Raw genomic sequence first — 16,838 nt, 5'->3', positions numbered from 1 at the left:
TAGAATATACCATGTACAGTTTCGGAACGCAAGCTTTATTTTCAATAAAGTTATCTTTTACTTTAAGTTTTATAAAAAAGAGCCTCTCCATATTGGAAAGGCCCTGTTCTTCTATATGAATTGAAGATTGAACTAGCCAATGACTTCCTGAATATGTAGCTGCCTTTGCTGCATCAGATTGATGATTGTTCCTTCTACCGATACCATCGGCCGTGTAGGATGATCCCGATCAGAGAATATGATCTCACCAATTTGATTATTGCTAAGCTTCACTCGGATACCGTTATGGATCTGTGTGGAACGCTGAACGAATACATTTACGATGGCAGGATCCAATTTGCCAAAAGCCTCGCTCTGAATTTGTTCAAGTACCAGGTACGGTGACTGTGCCTTACGATAGATCTTCTCCAGAGTCATGGCGTGGAAGATATCAGCGATAGCTACAATTTTGGCATAGATATGAATCTGCGTGCCGCTGAGCTGCAGCGGGTAACCCGACCCATCCACTTTTTCATGATGCTGCAATGCTGCAAGTCTAGCTCCCTCATTGATGGCCTTCGCCTGTTTCAGTACCTGATAGCCATATTTCGTATGCTGTCGGATCTCTGCCTGCTCTGACGCAGTTAACGTAGAGGGTTTATGGAGGATCTGTGGGTCCACTTTGTTATTACCAATATCATGGAACAATCCTGCAAAAGCTACCTGCATCCAGTCTTTGGATGGAAGATCCATCCACTGGGCCAACTGATAAGATGTTATGGCACTCAAGACGGCATGATGATACACATAATCATGTTCTTGCATCACTCGTGGACTGAAGGTAAGCACATTATACTGTTTAAGATGAACAAACAATGCTTCCAGCTGTGTACGCAACTCATATACAGGTAATTCAGCCGCCAGGGAGGATAGAAAAGCATTTTTGGTCAGTCCTACCATCTTTTCATACTCTTCATGCAGAGACGGTAAGACAGGTGCTGAGACTGTGCTGCTGCCTTTCCCTGCCCGCTCTCCGTTCTTTTCATTAGCTACATGGACTGAAGAGGCCGACGAAGCCTTAGAACCTGAAGTGCTTGTCCCTGTTCTTTCTTGCTCGATGTCCACTTGATGAATCATAAAGGCTCTGAGTACTTCCACATCTTTGGGCAGAATGACTTTGCCCTTCTGAAACAGAACATTGCCACGAAGCGTTTGCACTTCATTTCCCAGTTTAAGTCCTGGTTTGACTTCAGACAGGGTGATTAATCCCATGTTTATTCCCCTCACTCATCGTTCTTCTATAATGATATCAAGACCATAGTCCCGGTTTTTCACGTTAATTCCCATTATATTACTCAAAAATCAGGCTGTACATCCCAGATTTCGAGAAGAATGGTCCTGGAGCTGTGAAAATAACAAAGGGCCCCCATATGGGAGCCCTCCAATTTCATTGGAATCATGAAATGATTTTCTTTATAGAAAATTGATTCTATGCTTCAGAACCTGAATCATCGCCCTCAACTTCAGCATCGGAAACCGCGTCCTCATCAAGAGTTGACTCTAAACCTTCAGAATCAGCAGCTTCTGCACCTTCAATCAATTCTTCGTCATCTGGTTCTTCCTCATTCTTGTCAATTCGGCTGACTGTAGCTACGGCATCTTCATCGCGAATATGAATCAGCTTCACGCCTTGCGTGTATCGACCCATAGTGGATATGCCTTCCATACTCATCCGAATTAACGTACCGCTGGAAGTGATGATCATCAGATCTTCTTCTGTCTTAACCATTTTCAGGCTGACTACCGCACCGTTCTTATCTGTGACGTTAATGGTTTTAATCCCTTTACCGCCACGAGTCTGCATCCGATAATCGCTGACAGGCGTACGTTTACCGTAACCTTTGGCTGTAACAATCAGAACATCCAGTTCCTGGTCAACAACGTCCATACCGATTACGACATCCTGCTCATCCAGTGTAATCCCTTTAACCCCGGTTGCACTCCGTCCCATGGAACGAACATTTCCTTCCGAGAATCGGATGGACATCCCGTGAGCTGTACCCATAATGATCTCTTGAAGTCCGTCTGTCAGCTTAACATCAATAAGGGCATCATCATCACGCAGGGAGATCCCGATCAGACCGCCTTTACGAATATTGGTGTAATCCTCAAGTGGTGTCTTCTTCACAACCCCTTGACGGGTAGCAAAGAACAGATACTTGTCACTTTCGAATTCCTGAACTGGAATCACGGCATTAACCGATTCACCCTGCTCGATCTGAATCAGATTGATAATCGGCGTTCCCCGTGCTGTACGTCCAAGCTCTGGAATCTCATAAGCTTTGAGACGGTACACTTTACCTTTGTCGGTAAAGAACATGAGGTAATTGTGAGAGTTGGTCACAAACAGATGCTCAACAAAGTCGGTATCTTTGGTGTCCATTCCCACAACCCCACGTCCGCCACGCTTCTGACTGCGGTATGTGGATACCGGCAGACGTTTCACATAGCCTGTATGGGTAATAGTGATGATAACCTCTTCACGCGGAATCAGATCCTCGTCCAGAATGCTCTCTTCACCTACAGTGATTTCGGTACGACGATCATCGCTGAAGCGATCACGGATTTCTTGCAGCTCCGTGCTGATAATTTCGAGCACCAGGTGCTCGTTGGCCAAAATTTCACGATATTCCTTAATTTTGACCATCAGTTCGTTATACTCATTTTCGATGCGCTCACGTTCCAGACCTGTCAGGCGTTGCAGACGCATATCGAGGATAGCTTGAGCCTGATCATGACTGAGTGAGAAACGCTCGATCAGACCTTCTCTGGCTGCATCTGTATTGCTGGATGAACGGATCAACGCAATAATTTCGTCGATATGATCCAGCGCGATACGCAAGCCTTCCAGAATGTGCGCGCGTGCTTCCGCTTTTTTCAGTTCGAATTGTGTACGTCTACGTATAACCTCAATCTGATGCTGCAAGTAGTGATACAACACTTCACGCAGATTCAGAATCTTAGGTTCTTTATTTACAATCGCGAGCATGTTAATCCCAAAGGTGGACTGCATCGCTGTATGCTTGTACAGGTTGTTCAGCACTACACCCGGGTTCACGTCTCTGCGAAGCTCAATCACAATCCGCATACCGTTACGGTCAGACTCATCACGGAGATCCGTAATACCATCAATCTTTTTATCACGTACCAACTCAGCAATTTTCTCAACGAGTCTTGCCTTGTTCACCTGATAAGGAAGTTCCGTAACAATAATCCGTGCTTTGTTGTTGTTTTCTTCGATGTTGGTTTTGGCCCGCATCGTTACTGAACCACGTCCGGTTTGATACGCCTGGCGAATTCCGGAACGTCCCAAAATATAACCGGAAGTTGGGAAGTCTGGCCCTTGAATATAATCCATCAATTCCATGGAAGTGATATCCGGATTTTTGATCATGGCCTGTACGCCGTCGATTACCTCTCCCAGGTTATGAGGAGGAATGTTGGTCGCCATACCTACCGCAATCCCGCCGACACCATTGACAAGCAAGTTAGGGAAACGAGCTGGCAGAACGACAGGTTCACTTTCTTCACCGTCATAGTTCGGCTGGAAGTCAATCGTATCCTTGTTGATGTCTCTGAGCATTTCCATTGCAATCTTGGACAACCGGGCTTCCGTATAACGCATGGCTGCTGCCATATCGCCATCCACCGATCCAAAGTTACCATGTCCATCTACGTGCATGTAGCGCAGGGAGAAGTCCTGTGCCATCCGTACCATCGTTTCATATACGGCAGAGTCACCGTGTGGGTGATACTTACCGATAACTTCGCCGACGATTCTGGCTGATTTTTTATGTGGTTTATCGGGTGTCATGCCTAGCTCGGACATTGCGTACAGAATACGCCGGTGAACCGGCTTCAATCCGTCACGCACGTCAGGTAAGGCACGGCTCACAATAATGCTCATCGCATAATCCATAAACGATTCACGCATCTCGACGCCAATATCCCGATCTTTAACCTGCGAATTCATTTCTTCCGCCATGCTGGACCTCCTTCTTGTCCTTCAACAAACATTCCATTCAATCATTCGAAAATTAATTATATGTGAAGAGCCTAACAAGGCTAAAACCGCACAAGGACGCTACTCTTTATTATATTACTTTCACAAAAGGTAAACAATTAAACGTCCGCTGGGCAATAGCCTTTCTTCCGGGAACTTTAGAGAGTCTGGGGGTTCGCCCTGCCTTCCTCCCCATTTACACATACAATGCTAGAAAAAGCGGCAATTGTACTGTGTATATTCAGGCTTAGACCGTTCCCGTTCTACGATCAAACTACATCTGTGCAACAAAACCGCACAAAACGCCATATTTCTCTATTATACCACTGAAATCATCTCTTGTCCTTTGATTTCTCCGCGTCTGCCACTCTTATAAACCCCATTAAAACACGAAAGGACTGATGGCTCTTGGGCATCCAGCGTGTCTCCAGCAAATGGACCAAGACAGCTGTGTTACAACGCAGCCGTAATGTGAATGGATATATACCGGTAACACGACAATATAATCGCCAGACCCTGGAACGGATGACTGAATTATTCGAGTCAAACTATATCAAACCGGATCGGGGAACCTACGGCAATGGCGTCATGCGGGTAAAAACCATCCGTATGAATCCACACCCGATTACCGATGCAAACACATCAGAAATCTCTGCTGATCCACTATTCCCTTCCACAGCTGAAGTCGGTGCCGAGATCTCTGCTGAAGTCCCCCTGACAACGTATGAACTTCGATATGGGACGGAGGAGAAACACTTCCATTCCCTCGATGAGCTGGATCTGGCGCTCACTGAACGTATCCAGAAGCGCGACTACATCATTCAGCAAGGCATTCCGCTGATGAAACATGATGGGTTGCCTTTTGACCTGCGGGTACTGACGCAGAAAAATCTACAACGCAATTGGGAAACGACAGGTATCCTGGGAAGAGTTGCTGCACCTGGCAAGATCATCACCAACATTCATGGAGGCGGAAGATTGGCCACCTTTAATGAGTTGGTACGCCCTCATTTTGACCAGGAGCGGTTCCAGCAATTACGCAGTGATCTATATCGTTTAGGCATTCATACAGCGGTACAGCTACAGAAGTCATTTCCAAGACTCAAAGAGATTGGTATCGATATCGCACTGGACGAAGATGGACGGCCATGGATTATTGAAGTCAACACATTGCCGGGTATCTATGCTTTTGGCCTATTGCCTGATAAGGAAACGTACCGAAAGATCAAGCGTTATGCGAGAGCGTACGGCAGATTACCCTCCAAAAAAGGGAAAACATCTCGTACCTCTCCCAAAGCCCAGGCCTCCTCTACCAAAAGCCGCACACATCGGTAACAGGCACTCCAGAGTCCAACCTAAAATCTCTATGCTATAATCCCACAATGTAAAAGAGGCGCCCTCGCAGGCGCCTCTTCGAATATCGTTAGATGTCGAGGTTTTTCACGTATTTTGCATTTTCCTGAATAAAGTCACGACGAGGTTCAACATTATCCCCCATCAGGGTGTCGAACATGGCATCGGCCAGCATTGCATCGCCGATCGATACTTGAAGCATGGTCCGGCTCTCAGGGTCCATCGTCGTTTCCCATAATTGTCCGGCATTCATCTCACCGAGACCTTTATAACGCTGGACATTGAATTTCGCATTTTCACCGAGAGTTGCGATAATTTCATCGCGTTCCTTCTCGGAACCAGCATAACGAATCACTTTATTGCGCTCAATCTTGAACAATGGCGGTTGGGCAATGTATACATAACCAGCCTCAATGATTTTGCGCATATAGCGATAAAGGAATGTCAGAAGCAATGTCCGAATGTGAGCGCCATCGACGTCGGCATCCGTCATCAAAATGATTTTGTGATAACGTGCTTTGGCAATATCGAAATCATCACCAATACCTGTACCCATTGCGGTAATGATCGCTCTGATCTCCGCATTACCCAAAATCCGGTCAAGACGTGCTTTTTCCACGTTCAGAATCTTACCACGCAGTGGCAAAATCGCTTGGAAATGACGATCTCGTCCTTGCTTCGCTGATCCACCGGCGGAGTCACCTTCGACGATGTACAATTCGCTGATTGAAGCATCCTTGGATGAACAGTCGGCCAATTTACCTGGCAAAGAGCTGACTTCGAGTGCACCTTTACGACGCGTCAGTTCACGTGCTTTACGAGCTGCTTCACGTGCACGGGCAGCTTGCAGTCCTTTTTCCAAAATGCGACGGGATACGGAAGGATTCTCTTCCAGGAACTCCTGCAGCTTCTCAGCAAACAGGGATTCGACAATTCCGCGCACTTCACTGTTACCCAGCTTCGTCTTGGTCTGTCCCTCAAATTGCGGTTCAGGGATCTTGACCGAGATAATCGCTGTCAGACCTTCACGTACATCATCCCCGGACAGATTACCTGTGCTGTCTTTGATTACGCCCGCTTTGCGCGCATAATCATTGATAATCCGGGTAAGGGCACTCTTGAATCCGGATTCGTGCGTTCCGCCCTCATGTGTGTTGATGTTGTTGGCAAACGAGTAAATATTCTCGGTGTAGCTGTCATTGTATTGCAATGCAACTTCAACCTGAATGTTGTCTCTTGATCCTTCTACATAAATCGGGTTTTCATGCAGTGCTTCACGCTTCTGGTTCAGGAAGGAGACATACTCGATAATACCGCCCTCATACAGGAAAGAGTTGGTTACACCTGTACGTTCATCGGTTAAAGTCATACCAATTCCCTTGTTCAGGAACGCGAGCTCACGAATACGAGTCAGCAAAGTTTCATAGTCATAAACTCTTGTTTCCGTGAAAATCTCCGGATCCGGATGGAACGTAACCGTTGTTCCCGTTTCCTCCGTTGTACCGATCGTTTTCAGATCATACTGCGGAACACCCCGACGGTATTCCTGTTGATACACATGGCCGTCAACCTTAACTGTAACAACAACTTTCTCTGATAGAGCATTGACGACAGATACACCTACACCATGAAGACCACCGGATACTTTGTACCCGCCACCGCCAAATTTACCGCCTGCATGCAGAACAGTCATTACAACCTCAAGTGCAGGACGTTTCATTTTGGCATGTTCGCCGACAGGAATCCCCCGCCCGTTATCGACTACAGTGACGCTGTTATCTTCATGAATAGTAACTTCGATATGATCACAATAACCTGCGAGTGCTTCGTCAATACTATTGTCCACTACTTCCCAAACGAGATGATGCAGACCTTTGGCACTGGTGGAACCAATATACATCCCCGGTCGTTTACGTACGGCTTCCAGCCCTTCAAGTACCTGAATTTCATCTGCACCATATGACGGTTGATTCATAGACATGCCTTTCACCTACTTCTATAGATTCAATATCGTAAATATGCGTTAACTAAGAATGCATGCTGAAATGAACATATTCCCTTAATTCCAGTAAGCAATCTAAATAAAGACAAGCAGCAAAAGGTACAATAACTCGTACCGCCGATAGGCTAGAGATCAGGAAAAATGTGAGCTCGCTTCTTGAGCGTAGCTGAGGAAATAGGCGAGTAGTACACAATGTTTTTGGTCACGACAATGGACTTGGCTTCCTCTTCACCAATATGCTCCACTGTTTTTTCCTGCTCGGCATGCGTGACATACTGCTTGGAAATTTTTGAGGATTTTTCAATCGATATATCAAAAATAGCGACCAATTCGGAAGATCGGATAATCTTCTCACCGCCCAGATGAATGTACATAAGCCCTCACTCCTTAGCGTTCAACCTGTCCGGCATGAACGTGATAAATACTGGCATCTTTGAGCTTGTCAACGTTTAAGCTCTCGATTCCGGTAGCCGTAATAAAGGTTTGCACCTTGCTCTGGAACGTTTCGATCAGCTGCGTCTGACGAAAAGGATCCAGTTCAGACAGTACATCGTCCAGCAGCAGGACCGGATATTCTCCGATTTCTTCATGAATCAGTTCAATTTCCGCAAGTTTAAGGGACAACGCCGTTGTGCGCTGCTGCCCCTGCGAGCCATACGTTTGTACTTCCCGATCGTTAATGAAAAAGGACAGGTCATCCCGATGCGGCCCACTAAGCGTTGTGCCTCGGCGAATCTCCTGCTCTTTCATTTGTGATAATTTTATCATAAATTGGTCCATTAAGACAGCTTCATCTTCCTCAGCGGCTTCGCTGAAGGAAGGAAGATAGGCCAGACGCAGGACTTCTCCGCCTCCGGTGATGCCCTGATGAATTGTTTCAGCCCACTTTTGCAGTTTCTTTATGAATTGTTTCCTTTTTTTGACGATTTTAACACCATGCTCCACCAGTTGTTCATTCCACACCTCAAGCATGGTCTGGGCTGAAGCGCTCTGCCCCCATAATTGCTTGAGCAAATTGTTACGCTGGACGAGCACTTTTTGATATTGCTGCAGATGATACAGGTAGCCTGGAGCCACCTGTCCAATCTCCATGTCAAGAAACCGGCGGCGGACCCCCGGTGTGCCTTTGACAATCTCAAGATCTTCCGGTGCAAACATCACCACATTAAGCGCTCCGACAAAATCACTCAGCTTTCGCTGTTCCAGTCCGTTGATCTTTGCTTTTTTGCCTTGTTGCGACAAAGATAGCTCGAGCTTGACCGATCCGTACTTTTTGTCGACCTCTGCTGCAAGCCTGGCACGTTCTTCACCGAAACGAATCAGTTCCTTGTCGCGGGATGTACGGTGGCTCTTAGTGAGTGCAAGCACAAAAATGGCTTCTGCAAGATTGGTCTTGCCTTGGGCATTTTGCCCGATCAAAAGATTCACAGGACCAAAAGAATCTAGTCTCAGATGTTCATAATTACGGAATTGCTGCAGATCTATGCTGTTTACAAACACGCGGTATCCTCCCTTTTATCCCGTCCGTCAGGAGGCAGCAGGATCTAACTGGTCTTCTTATTGTGCGACAACTTCGAACGAACCTTCTCCATCCACCTCAACGATATCCCCAGGGTATAACTTGCGTCCCCGGCGTTCCTCAGGCTCTTTATTCACACGTACAAGCCCATCCTGAAGCAATGCTTTGGCCATACCTCCGGTTGGGATGCAGTCGGCCAGTTTCAAAAATTGATCAAGCTTAATATATTCCGTACGAATCGCTACTTGGTTCACTATGATCTTCCTCTCGTTAGTTGGTCGTCCGGTAAGGCAATATGACGTACAAGCTGTGACTGTCGTCCAGCGGTTTCAGGATGATAGGGCTCATGACACCAGTGAAAGCGATCATCAGCTGCTCACTCTCCACCACTTTCAGCACATCCAGCATATATTTGGAGTTGAACGAGATTTTCAGTGGTTCGCCGTTAAAGTCGGCAGGTTCGATCTCTTCTCTTACTTTTCCCAGCTCGGAAGAGCTTGAAGAAATTTCGATTGATCCGGATTCCATCGTTTGCATCCGCACAATGTTTGTTTTTTCTTCACGCGACAACAAATAAGCCCGGTCGATAGATTCACTTAATTTTTTTGTATCCAAAACGAGTTCTGTTTTGTACGAAGTCGGAATAATTCTAGAAGTATCCGGATAAGTTCCGTCCAAAATACGCGAATAGAACAGAACACGGTCGATTTTGAACAAAACCTGGTTGTCAGCGACAACGATATCCACAAGTGTATTTTGATCCGGCACGATTTTGCTGAGTTCGTTCAGCGTTTTACCCGAGATCACCACATTGTTGAATCTCACACCTTCTGCATTATCCAGCATTGCTGAACGAGTAGCAAGACGGTGACGGTCAGTTGCCACAAATTTCAGTTCATTGTCACCCAAACTCCAGAGTACACCTGTCAAAATCGGCGTAGTTTCATGTGTGGAAATGGAGAATACGGTTTGTTTAATCATATTTTTGAGCAAATCTCCTGGAATGGAGACGGTTTGGTTCTCTTCGATGCTTGGCAATACTGGGAATTCTTCTGGATCAAGACCAACCAGTTGAATTTCGGTAGCTCCTGCGGAGATAAAGGTGTTGAAGTTCTCTTTTACCTCCATGTGCACTTCTTGGGAAGGCAGCTTTTTGATGATCTCGACAAAAAACTTGGCTGGCAGTACAACACTACCAGGTTGTTCCACCTGAACAACACTTTTATCACCATCTTCAAGCGGGATGAAGGATTGAATTGAAATATCGGTGTCGCTTGCTGTCAACGTCACACCTTGATGATTAACGTCGAATTTGATACCGCTCAGAATTGGGATCGTCGTACGGCTTGAGATGGCTTTGGATACTTGCTGGATGGATTCGTTCAAGTAGCTTTTCATTATGCTGATTTTCATGGTTTCACTCCTAGCGGGTTTTTTGGGTGTAGAGGTGTTGAAATGTGTTTTTCAAAAGGCCGAAGGCTGAGCTTCGAAATTGCTTATTTGGAGATGATATCTTTTAGATCTTTATAGTAATAATAGTAATAGGGGCACTGAATATGTGGATAAGTGGGTATAAACCCATAAGCCCAAGCCTATCCACATGTGTATACGTTGTGCACAGGCTTGGGACTTATTCAGGTTGGATTCTTAATTTTTTCGGTTAAGTTGTTGATAACTTTATAGAGATCCTGATCGACTTTAATCGCCTGGGAGATCTTTTCGTGCGCATGGATGACGGTGGTATGATCTCGCCCTCCAAATGCTTCACCGATTTTGGGCAGAGAAAAGTCTGTAAGTTCACGAGAGAGATACATAGCAATCTGTCTTGGGAACGCAACGGCCTTGGTCCGTTTCCGTGCTTTGAAATCTTCAAGCTTAAGGCTGTAATACTCGCCGACCTTTTGTTGGATGTCGTGAATAGTGATCATTTTCGGACGACTGGAAGGAATAATATCCTTCAGTGCTTCAGCTGCTAGATGAGTGGTTACATCTTGATTAGTCAGCGAAGAATAGGCAACAACCCGAATCAGGGCCCCTTCCAGTTCACGAATATTGGTATCAATCTGGTTGGCGATGTACATCATCGCCTCATTCGGAATATCGAGGTTTTCCGCACGAGCTTTTTTACGCAAAATAGCAATCCGTGTCTCCAGATCAGGAGGCTGGATATCCGTAATTAACCCCCATTCAAAACGGGAACGAAGCCGTTCTTCTAGGGTCGGAATTTCCTTCGGCGGTCTGTCGCTGGAGATGATGATCTGTTTCCGTTCCTCATGCAGCGCATTAAACGTATGGAAAAATTCCTCTTGCGTCGATTCTTTTCCAGCCAAGAACTGAATATCATCAATGAGCAGAATATCGACACTACGGTATTTGTTACGGAAGCTCTCCCCGCGGTTGTCACGGATCGAGTTAATGAATTCGTTCGTGAATTTCTCAGATGACAAATAAACAACTTTGCTGCCCGGATCATGCTCCAGGACGTAATGTCCGATCGCATGCATCAAGTGAGTTTTGCCGAGACCTACCCCTCCATAAAGAAACAGAGGATTGTATGCTTTGGCGGGCGCTTCAGCGACCGCCAGCGATGCGGCGTGGGCAAAACGGTTGCCCGGCCCAATGACAAATGTATCAAATGTATATTTCGGATTGAGCATGCTGAGTACCGCTTCTTCCTGAACAACTGTAGGCGTTGGCGCTGGCAGTTGAGGGTCCGGTTCAGCAGGCTTGTTCTCCTCGATGACAAATTTCACATCGACCTGTTTGCCAAGCAGCTCATATACCGTCGATCCGACCAGTTTGGTGTAACGGCTCTCCAGCCATTCGACGGCAAACGTGGTTGGTGCGGATATGACGATCGAACGATCATTCAGCTTGGTAGCTTTGGTTGCTTTGAACCAAGTGTCAAAGCTGGGTTTGCTGAGCTTGTTTTGTATGATTGATAAAATTTGCTGCCATAAATCAGAAGTATGGCTGTCCACAGACTGTCACTCCTTTTACATGTTCCAAGTGTGGCTTAAGCCATGATGCAGTGTCGAAATACGAGATATATTGTTGAATTTATCCCCAAACCCCCGCAGGTCGAAAACAAAAAAAGAATGAACAACGGAAAATTGTTCACAACTTTATCCACAGGCTGTTGATAATATTATGGGTCAGATCACATATTCACATCCAAAAGTAATACAATCATAGCAAAAGAAGCCCGGCATTTCAATGTATCACGTGATTTTATCCACAAATTCAATAACTTGTGTATAATTTTTAATCACAACACAATATATTGTTTATAAATTGTTTAACTTTCGACAAGATGACCCAAAAACCCAAATTATTTTATACACAGGTTATTCGTCAAATGATGCTGAATTGTGTGTAAAAGTATTCTCTGTTTGTGAATAACCTCTCTGTGGATAACCGTAAAGTGAAAATGACCGTTTTGGGGATTTTCAGGAGAGTGACTCTTCATGCCCGTTTTCCTTTTTCGAAGAGAGGAATTGAGGAAACGACAAAATCAAAGGCAGAGGAGATCAAGAAGAGGGCCTGTTGAACGGAAGGAGCGTTTACTGATTTGTATGAAATGAACGTAGAATTTATTCCTAAAAGAGGTAGGATGGATATGCGCGCAAACCTTGGAGATGGATGTGACTTCATTGCAGCAGATTTGTTTTATGCCAAAAAGAGGTTGTTCTTTAAGACCGGAATGGTGGTCAAAGAGAACAACCTCTTTTTGGTTGGTGGTTATAAAGGGATGATTTACTCGTTATGAGCAGAAAATTTACGTTGGAATTCCGCGATATCTGCATATTCTTCTTCCAATTTTCGCGAAATGCGAATAAAGATGGGGAGCAGCTCCTGGTAGATCGATGCATGTTCTTTGATAGGGGTATGTTTGTGCGTTGTACCTACCATAGATGAAACAGCATGAAGCGACTGAATTCGCCCTGTAGCATAAAGACCGAGCACGACGGCCCCCAGACAGGAACTTTCGAAGCTCTCGGGCACAATGACTTCCTGGTTGAATATATCGGACATCATCTGACGCCAGAGCGGCGAACGAGCGAAACCACCCGTTGCCTGAATGGATGTAGGTTGTCCGATCTGTTCTTCCATGGCCAGCAGTACTGTATATAGATTGAAAATAACCCCTTCCAAAACGGAACGGATCATATGCTCTTTCTGGTGGTGAAGGGTCAAACCAAAGAAGGAACCTCGGGCGTCCGGATTCCATAAAGGCGCACGTTCCCCTGAAAGGTACGGATGGAATAGAAGCCCTTCCGAACCGGGGCTGACGCGTTCAGCAATCTTGGTGAGTACATCATAGGAATTGATGCCGAGCCGTTTGGCTGTTTCCACTTCGGAGGCAGCGAATTCGTCCCGTACCCAGCGGAAAAGCATGCCACCGTTATTCACAGGTCCACCGATCACCCAAAGATTCTCGGTGAGCGCATAACAGAACGTTCTACCTTTTGGATCGGTAACAGGACGGTCAACGACGGTGCGAATCGCGCCGCTGGTGCCGATCGTTGCTGCAACAACGCCAGGCTCAATGGCGTTCACACCGAGATTGGACAATACCCCGTCACTTGCACCGATGACGAAGGGAGTAGAGGGGGAGAGAGCCATTTTTTCAGCCCATGTACGATCCATTCCCTCTATAGTATGTGTGGTCGGTACGAGCTGCGATAGATGGTCAGGTGTAATGCCTGCAACCTCAAGTGCTTCGGCATCCCAATCCAGTTGTTCCAGATTGAGCAGACCGGTACAGGATGCGATGGAGTGATCCACGACATATTGACCGAACAGACGGAAGAACAAATATTCTTTGATAGAGATAAATTTGGCGGTACGTTGAAAAAGTTCAGGTTCATCATGGCGCAGCCACATTAATTTGGTCAGTGGCGACATGGGGTGGATCGGTGTACCTGTTCGCAAATAGATACGATGCCCGATTCCGTTCTCTTGCAGTTTGGCGGCCCAGGCGGCGCTCCGGTTGTCAGCCCAAGTGATGCAGCGAGTGAGGGGCATACCATCTTGTCCCATCGCAATAACACTGTGCATGGCAGAGCTGCAGGACACGAACATAATTTGTTCCGCAGCTACGCCACTTTGCTCCATCACGCCGCGTACGGAGCGAAGGGCAGCTTGAACAATTTGTTCTGGATCCTGCTCAGCGACGTCCGGAGCTGGGGTGTATAAGGGATATTCCTGAGTCGACGTGCTTACAACTTCACCCTGTTCCGTAAAGAGTACGGATTTGGTACTGGTTGTACCGATATCCATACCAATCATATAGTTGTTCACTTTACATAAACCTTCTTTCTTTTGAACCCATAAAATTAAAGCTCTAATGGTGTGGATTTATTTTCTTCTTCTATATAGGTAGTCAATTTATACGACTGTACTCAGCAGCAAAATAAAGATCAGTCCAACAACAGATAATAGTGTTTCCATAACGGTCCACGTCTTCAGCGTCTGAGAGACACTCATATTGAAGAATTCTTTAATCATCCAGAAGCCTGCGTCGTTCACATGAGAAAGTACAAGTGAACCTGCACCGGTAGCGAGTACGACCAGCTCTATATTGGCACCAGGCGTTAGTGCAAGGACCGGAGCTACAATACCAGCTGCTGTCGTCATTGCCACAGTTGCTGAACCGGTAGCAACCCGAATGAGTGCGGCTACAAGCCAGGCGAACAGGATCACATTAATATTGGCATGTGTGGCGACCTCAGCAATGGCATTACCTACGCCACTATTGATCAACACCTGTTTGAACGCACCGCCACCGCCAATGATGAGAATGATGGTCGCCGTAGGCGCCAGACATTCACTGGTGAAGCGGGAGATGTCATGTTTGTTGAACCCGCGTGAGAATCCGAGTGAAAAGAGGGCGAACACGACGGAGATCAGCAGGGCTATAATTTCATGGCCGATAAATTCACAGAATACGGTAAATCCGCTTGTGGCGTCAGGATCTACGATATTGGCGATGGAGCCAATGAGCATCAAAATGACCGGCAGCAAAATGGTAAACAAGGTTATGCCGAAACCGGGCAAGTTGTTACTTTTTTTCGTAGCGAATTGTTCAGCCAGCTCTGCAGGTGGTTCGGTATGTATTCTTTTACCGATAAATTTACCAAACAGAGGTCCAGCGATAATAGCAGTCGGAATACCTACAATAAGGGAGTACAAGATCGTCTTACCCAAATCGGCGCTGTACGCTTCGATGGCAATCATGGGAGCCGGGTGAGGTGGAACCAGACCATGTACAGTAGAGAGACCTGCCAAAATCGGAATACCGATCTGCAGCAGCGACATATTGGTTTTACGTGCAACGGTGAAAATGATCGGAATCAGTAGAATAACGCCGACTTCGAAGAAAACTGGAATACCGACAATAAATCCAACAATCATCATCGCCCAGTGCACACGTTTCACACCGAAACGATCTACCAGTGTGGTAGCAATACGCTCGGCTCCGCCAGATTCAGCCATCATCTTACCAAGCATGGTACCAAGGCCGATGACGATGGCAATCGTTCCGAGTGTGCCGCCAAGTCCTCCCGTAATGGAAGTAATTACGTCCGCGGGTTTCATGCCTGTAAGTAAACCAAGCATTAATGCAGATATTAAAAGGGTAATGAAAGGATTCCATTTATATTTGGAGATCAACACGATCAGGAATACAATCGCAATTAATGTCCAGACCAATAACGTTGCATTATGGGATAGCCCAAAAAGAGTGCTCATGAGGTATGCTCCTTTTTTTCTGATATATAACGCTTACAACTGATCCATGATCAGGAGGAGGGAAGACACTTTACAATTCATGTAGCGCGGGCGGCTTAATCCCTCTTAATATGCCCCAAAAAATTGAAACAAATCGCATTTTGTATACTTGTCGACAAGTTGGAGGGCAATCATTCACAACGGATATGATTGCGAACCCCTGCACAGATATTCCATGAAGTGATGAATGAATGAAATTCCATTACATGTCATTAGGAATCAAAGCTTTCGTGCAGCGTCTTGCCTGAATCCTGAAAATACGTGCGAACTCCAGATTGAATGCGTGTTTTATCACCCGATTCAAGTGCCTCAATCAGCAAGCGGTGTTTACCTATTACAGCGCTTACTTTCTGCTCGCCCTGAATAAAAACCCTGCGGGTGGTGAGCAGCATAACCGTCATGACAACATAACGAATGCTTTTCCATAGATGTAAAATACGCGAATGCTGGGCGGCTTCGATAATAGTCTCGTGAAAGGTAAGATCCTGATACGCAAATTCAACAGCATCTTGGTGACGCCCAGCCAAGTCCATTTTGTCTATCACATTGCTTAACTGGGTAATCAATTGTTCTGGTACATCCCCCGCAAGTCGCTGCTGCACAAAACTTTCAATCAGGAAACGTACGTCATATAATTCCTCGACATCTTTAATTTTCAATCCAATGACAACCACGCCCATACGCTCCAACCGAATGAGCCCTTCATTCGACAGTGTTCTTAACGCTTCACGTACAGGTGATCGACTGCTGTCAAAATCAGCGGCAATCCGATTTTCTGACAAAATTTCGCCAGGACGAAGGGTTCCGCTAATGATCCGTAGTCTTAATTCGCAGGCAATGGCTTCCCCGCGGGAAGCTCCCTGAAGCCAGGATGAAGGAAACAGCATAATGGCTAACGCTCCTATTATAAGTAATCAGTTCAATACTGATCATAGCACAACTATTTTGCTGATTGAGCGTTTTACACCAATCCTTATAACGAGAATAAATGGCTGTATGCTCTGTGCGTATGCTGAATTTAGGAACGTCATATTGCTTCAAATGGATTTTTCAAAGAGCTAGAGGAATAATTATCTTCCTTATAAATGAGTTTGGATCGGTACTGTGCTTCCCATAAGTATACTTGTATA

The 16,838-nt window shown here is 45.9% G+C and carries 13 protein-coding genes; 2 read left to right on the top strand and 11 right to left on the bottom strand.

The features are described from left to right. Positions 1 to 132: 132 nt before the first annotated feature. Both PTQ21_RS05220 and gyrA read right to left on the bottom strand, forming a co-directional pair. Positions 133 to 1,251 (bottom strand): HD-GYP domain-containing protein, encoded by a 1,119-nt coding sequence (locus PTQ21_RS05220; protein ID WP_274569054.1) that lies wholly within the window; start codon positions 1,249 to 1,251, stop codon positions 133 to 135. Between the two features lie 217 nt (positions 1,252 to 1,468). After that, positions 1,469 to 4,024, bottom strand: coding sequence for a DNA gyrase subunit A (gyrA, locus tag PTQ21_RS05215; protein ID WP_072733934.1), 2,556 nt, complete (start codon positions 4,022 to 4,024; stop codon positions 1,469 to 1,471). Positions 4,025 to 4,450: 426 nt separating this feature from the next. Here gyrA and PTQ21_RS05210 point away from each other — a divergent pair, with 426 nt between their 5' ends. Then, positions 4,451 to 5,377: a YheC/YheD family protein gene (locus PTQ21_RS05210; RefSeq protein ID WP_274569053.1), complete on the top strand. Its 927-nt coding sequence runs from the start codon at positions 4,451 to 4,453 to the stop codon at positions 5,375 to 5,377. 88 nt (positions 5,378 to 5,465) lie between these two features. On the opposite strand, the gene gyrB is transcribed toward PTQ21_RS05210, so the two are convergent. The 6 genes from gyrB to dnaA all read right to left on the bottom strand — a co-directional run bounded on the left by gyrB (position 5,466) and on the right by dnaA (position 11,897). After that, complete coding sequence (gyrB, locus tag PTQ21_RS05205) at positions 5,466 to 7,376, bottom strand: DNA topoisomerase (ATP-hydrolyzing) subunit B (RefSeq protein ID WP_063567395.1); 1,911 nt, start codon at positions 7,374 to 7,376, stop codon at positions 5,466 to 5,468. Positions 7,377 to 7,522: 146 nt separating this feature from the next. Beyond that, positions 7,523 to 7,771: an extracellular matrix regulator RemB gene (remB, locus tag PTQ21_RS05200; RefSeq protein ID WP_017691405.1), complete on the bottom strand. Its 249-nt coding sequence runs from the start codon at positions 7,769 to 7,771 to the stop codon at positions 7,523 to 7,525. Between the two features lie 13 nt (positions 7,772 to 7,784). Further along, positions 7,785 to 8,897, bottom strand: coding sequence for a DNA replication/repair protein RecF (gene recF, locus PTQ21_RS05195; protein ID WP_063567394.1), 1,113 nt, complete (start codon positions 8,895 to 8,897; stop codon positions 7,785 to 7,787). A gap of 57 nt (positions 8,898 to 8,954) precedes the next feature. After that, a complete protein-coding gene (gene yaaA, locus PTQ21_RS05190; RefSeq protein WP_024629511.1) occupies positions 8,955 to 9,170 on the bottom strand; it encodes a S4 domain-containing protein YaaA in 216 nt (71 codons plus the stop codon). A 16-nt stretch (positions 9,171 to 9,186) separates the two neighbouring features. Next, the gene (gene dnaN / locus PTQ21_RS05185; RefSeq protein ID WP_063567393.1) at positions 9,187 to 10,329 is read right to left on the bottom strand and encodes a DNA polymerase III subunit beta; all 1,143 of its coding nucleotides are present in this window, start codon (positions 10,327 to 10,329) and stop codon (positions 9,187 to 9,189) included. Positions 10,330 to 10,550: 221 nt separating this feature from the next. After that, a complete protein-coding gene (gene dnaA, locus PTQ21_RS05180) occupies positions 10,551 to 11,897 on the bottom strand; it encodes a chromosomal replication initiator protein DnaA (RefSeq protein ID WP_024629513.1) in 1,347 nt (448 codons plus the stop codon). A gap of 599 nt (positions 11,898 to 12,496) precedes the next feature. On the opposite strand from dnaA, the gene PTQ21_RS05175 reads away from it, so the two are divergent. Further along, the gene (locus PTQ21_RS05175; RefSeq protein WP_170867841.1) at positions 12,497 to 12,685 is read left to right on the top strand and encodes a hypothetical protein; all 189 of its coding nucleotides are present in this window, start codon (positions 12,497 to 12,499) and stop codon (positions 12,683 to 12,685) included. Here PTQ21_RS05175 and gntK read toward each other — a convergent pair. The 3 genes from gntK to PTQ21_RS05160 form a co-directional block, all read right to left on the bottom strand. Beyond that, positions 12,673 to 14,208 (bottom strand): gluconokinase, encoded by a 1,536-nt coding sequence (gene gntK / locus PTQ21_RS05170; RefSeq protein ID WP_274570449.1) that lies wholly within the window; start codon positions 14,206 to 14,208, stop codon positions 12,673 to 12,675. The genes PTQ21_RS05175 and gntK overlap by 13 nt on opposite strands. A gap of 99 nt (positions 14,209 to 14,307) precedes the next feature. After that, on the bottom strand, positions 14,308 to 15,669 hold the full coding sequence (locus PTQ21_RS05165; protein ID WP_064641435.1) for a GntP family permease: 1,362 nt from the start codon (positions 15,667 to 15,669) through the stop codon (positions 14,308 to 14,310). 251 nt (positions 15,670 to 15,920) lie between these two features. Further along, positions 15,921 to 16,595: a GntR family transcriptional regulator gene (locus PTQ21_RS05160; protein ID WP_063567390.1), complete on the bottom strand. Its 675-nt coding sequence runs from the start codon at positions 16,593 to 16,595 to the stop codon at positions 15,921 to 15,923. Positions 16,596 to 16,838 lie beyond the last annotated feature (243 nt).

The organism is Paenibacillus marchantiae (assembly GCF_028771845.1).
GTDB lineage: Bacteria > Bacillota > Bacilli > Paenibacillales > Paenibacillaceae > Paenibacillus > Paenibacillus marchantiae.
Note: the sequence above shows the minus strand (reverse complement) of the source record. Positions and strands in the feature narration are given on the sequence as shown.

Excerpts from the sequence above, each read along its gene's own strand:
- PTQ21_RS05220 (WP_274569054.1), bottom strand. The coding sequence starts at position 1,251 with ATGGGATTAATCACCCTGTCTGAAGTCAAACCAGGACTTAAACTGGGA.
- gyrA (WP_072733934.1), bottom strand. The coding sequence starts at position 4,024 with ATGGCGGAAGAAATGAATTCGCAGGTTAAAGATCGGGATATTGGCGTC.
- gyrB (WP_063567395.1), bottom strand. The coding sequence starts at position 7,376 with ATGTCTATGAATCAACCGTCATATGGTGCAGATGAAATTCAGGTACTT.
- remB (WP_017691405.1), bottom strand. The coding sequence starts at position 7,771 with ATGTACATTCATCTGGGCGGTGAGAAGATTATCCGATCTTCCGAATTG.
- dnaN (WP_063567393.1), bottom strand. The coding sequence starts at position 10,329 with ATGAAAATCAGCATAATGAAAAGCTACTTGAACGAATCCATCCAGCAA.
- PTQ21_RS05175 (WP_170867841.1), top strand. The coding sequence starts at position 12,497 with ATGAACGTAGAATTTATTCCTAAAAGAGGTAGGATGGATATGCGCGCA.
- gntK (WP_274570449.1), bottom strand. The coding sequence starts at position 14,208 with ATGATTGGTATGGATATCGGTACAACCAGTACCAAATCCGTACTCTTT.
- PTQ21_RS05165 (WP_064641435.1), bottom strand. The coding sequence starts at position 15,669 with ATGAGCACTCTTTTTGGGCTATCCCATAATGCAACGTTATTGGTCTGG.
- PTQ21_RS05160 (WP_063567390.1), bottom strand. The coding sequence starts at position 16,595 with ATGCTGTTTCCTTCATCCTGGCTTCAGGGAGCTTCCCGCGGGGAAGCC.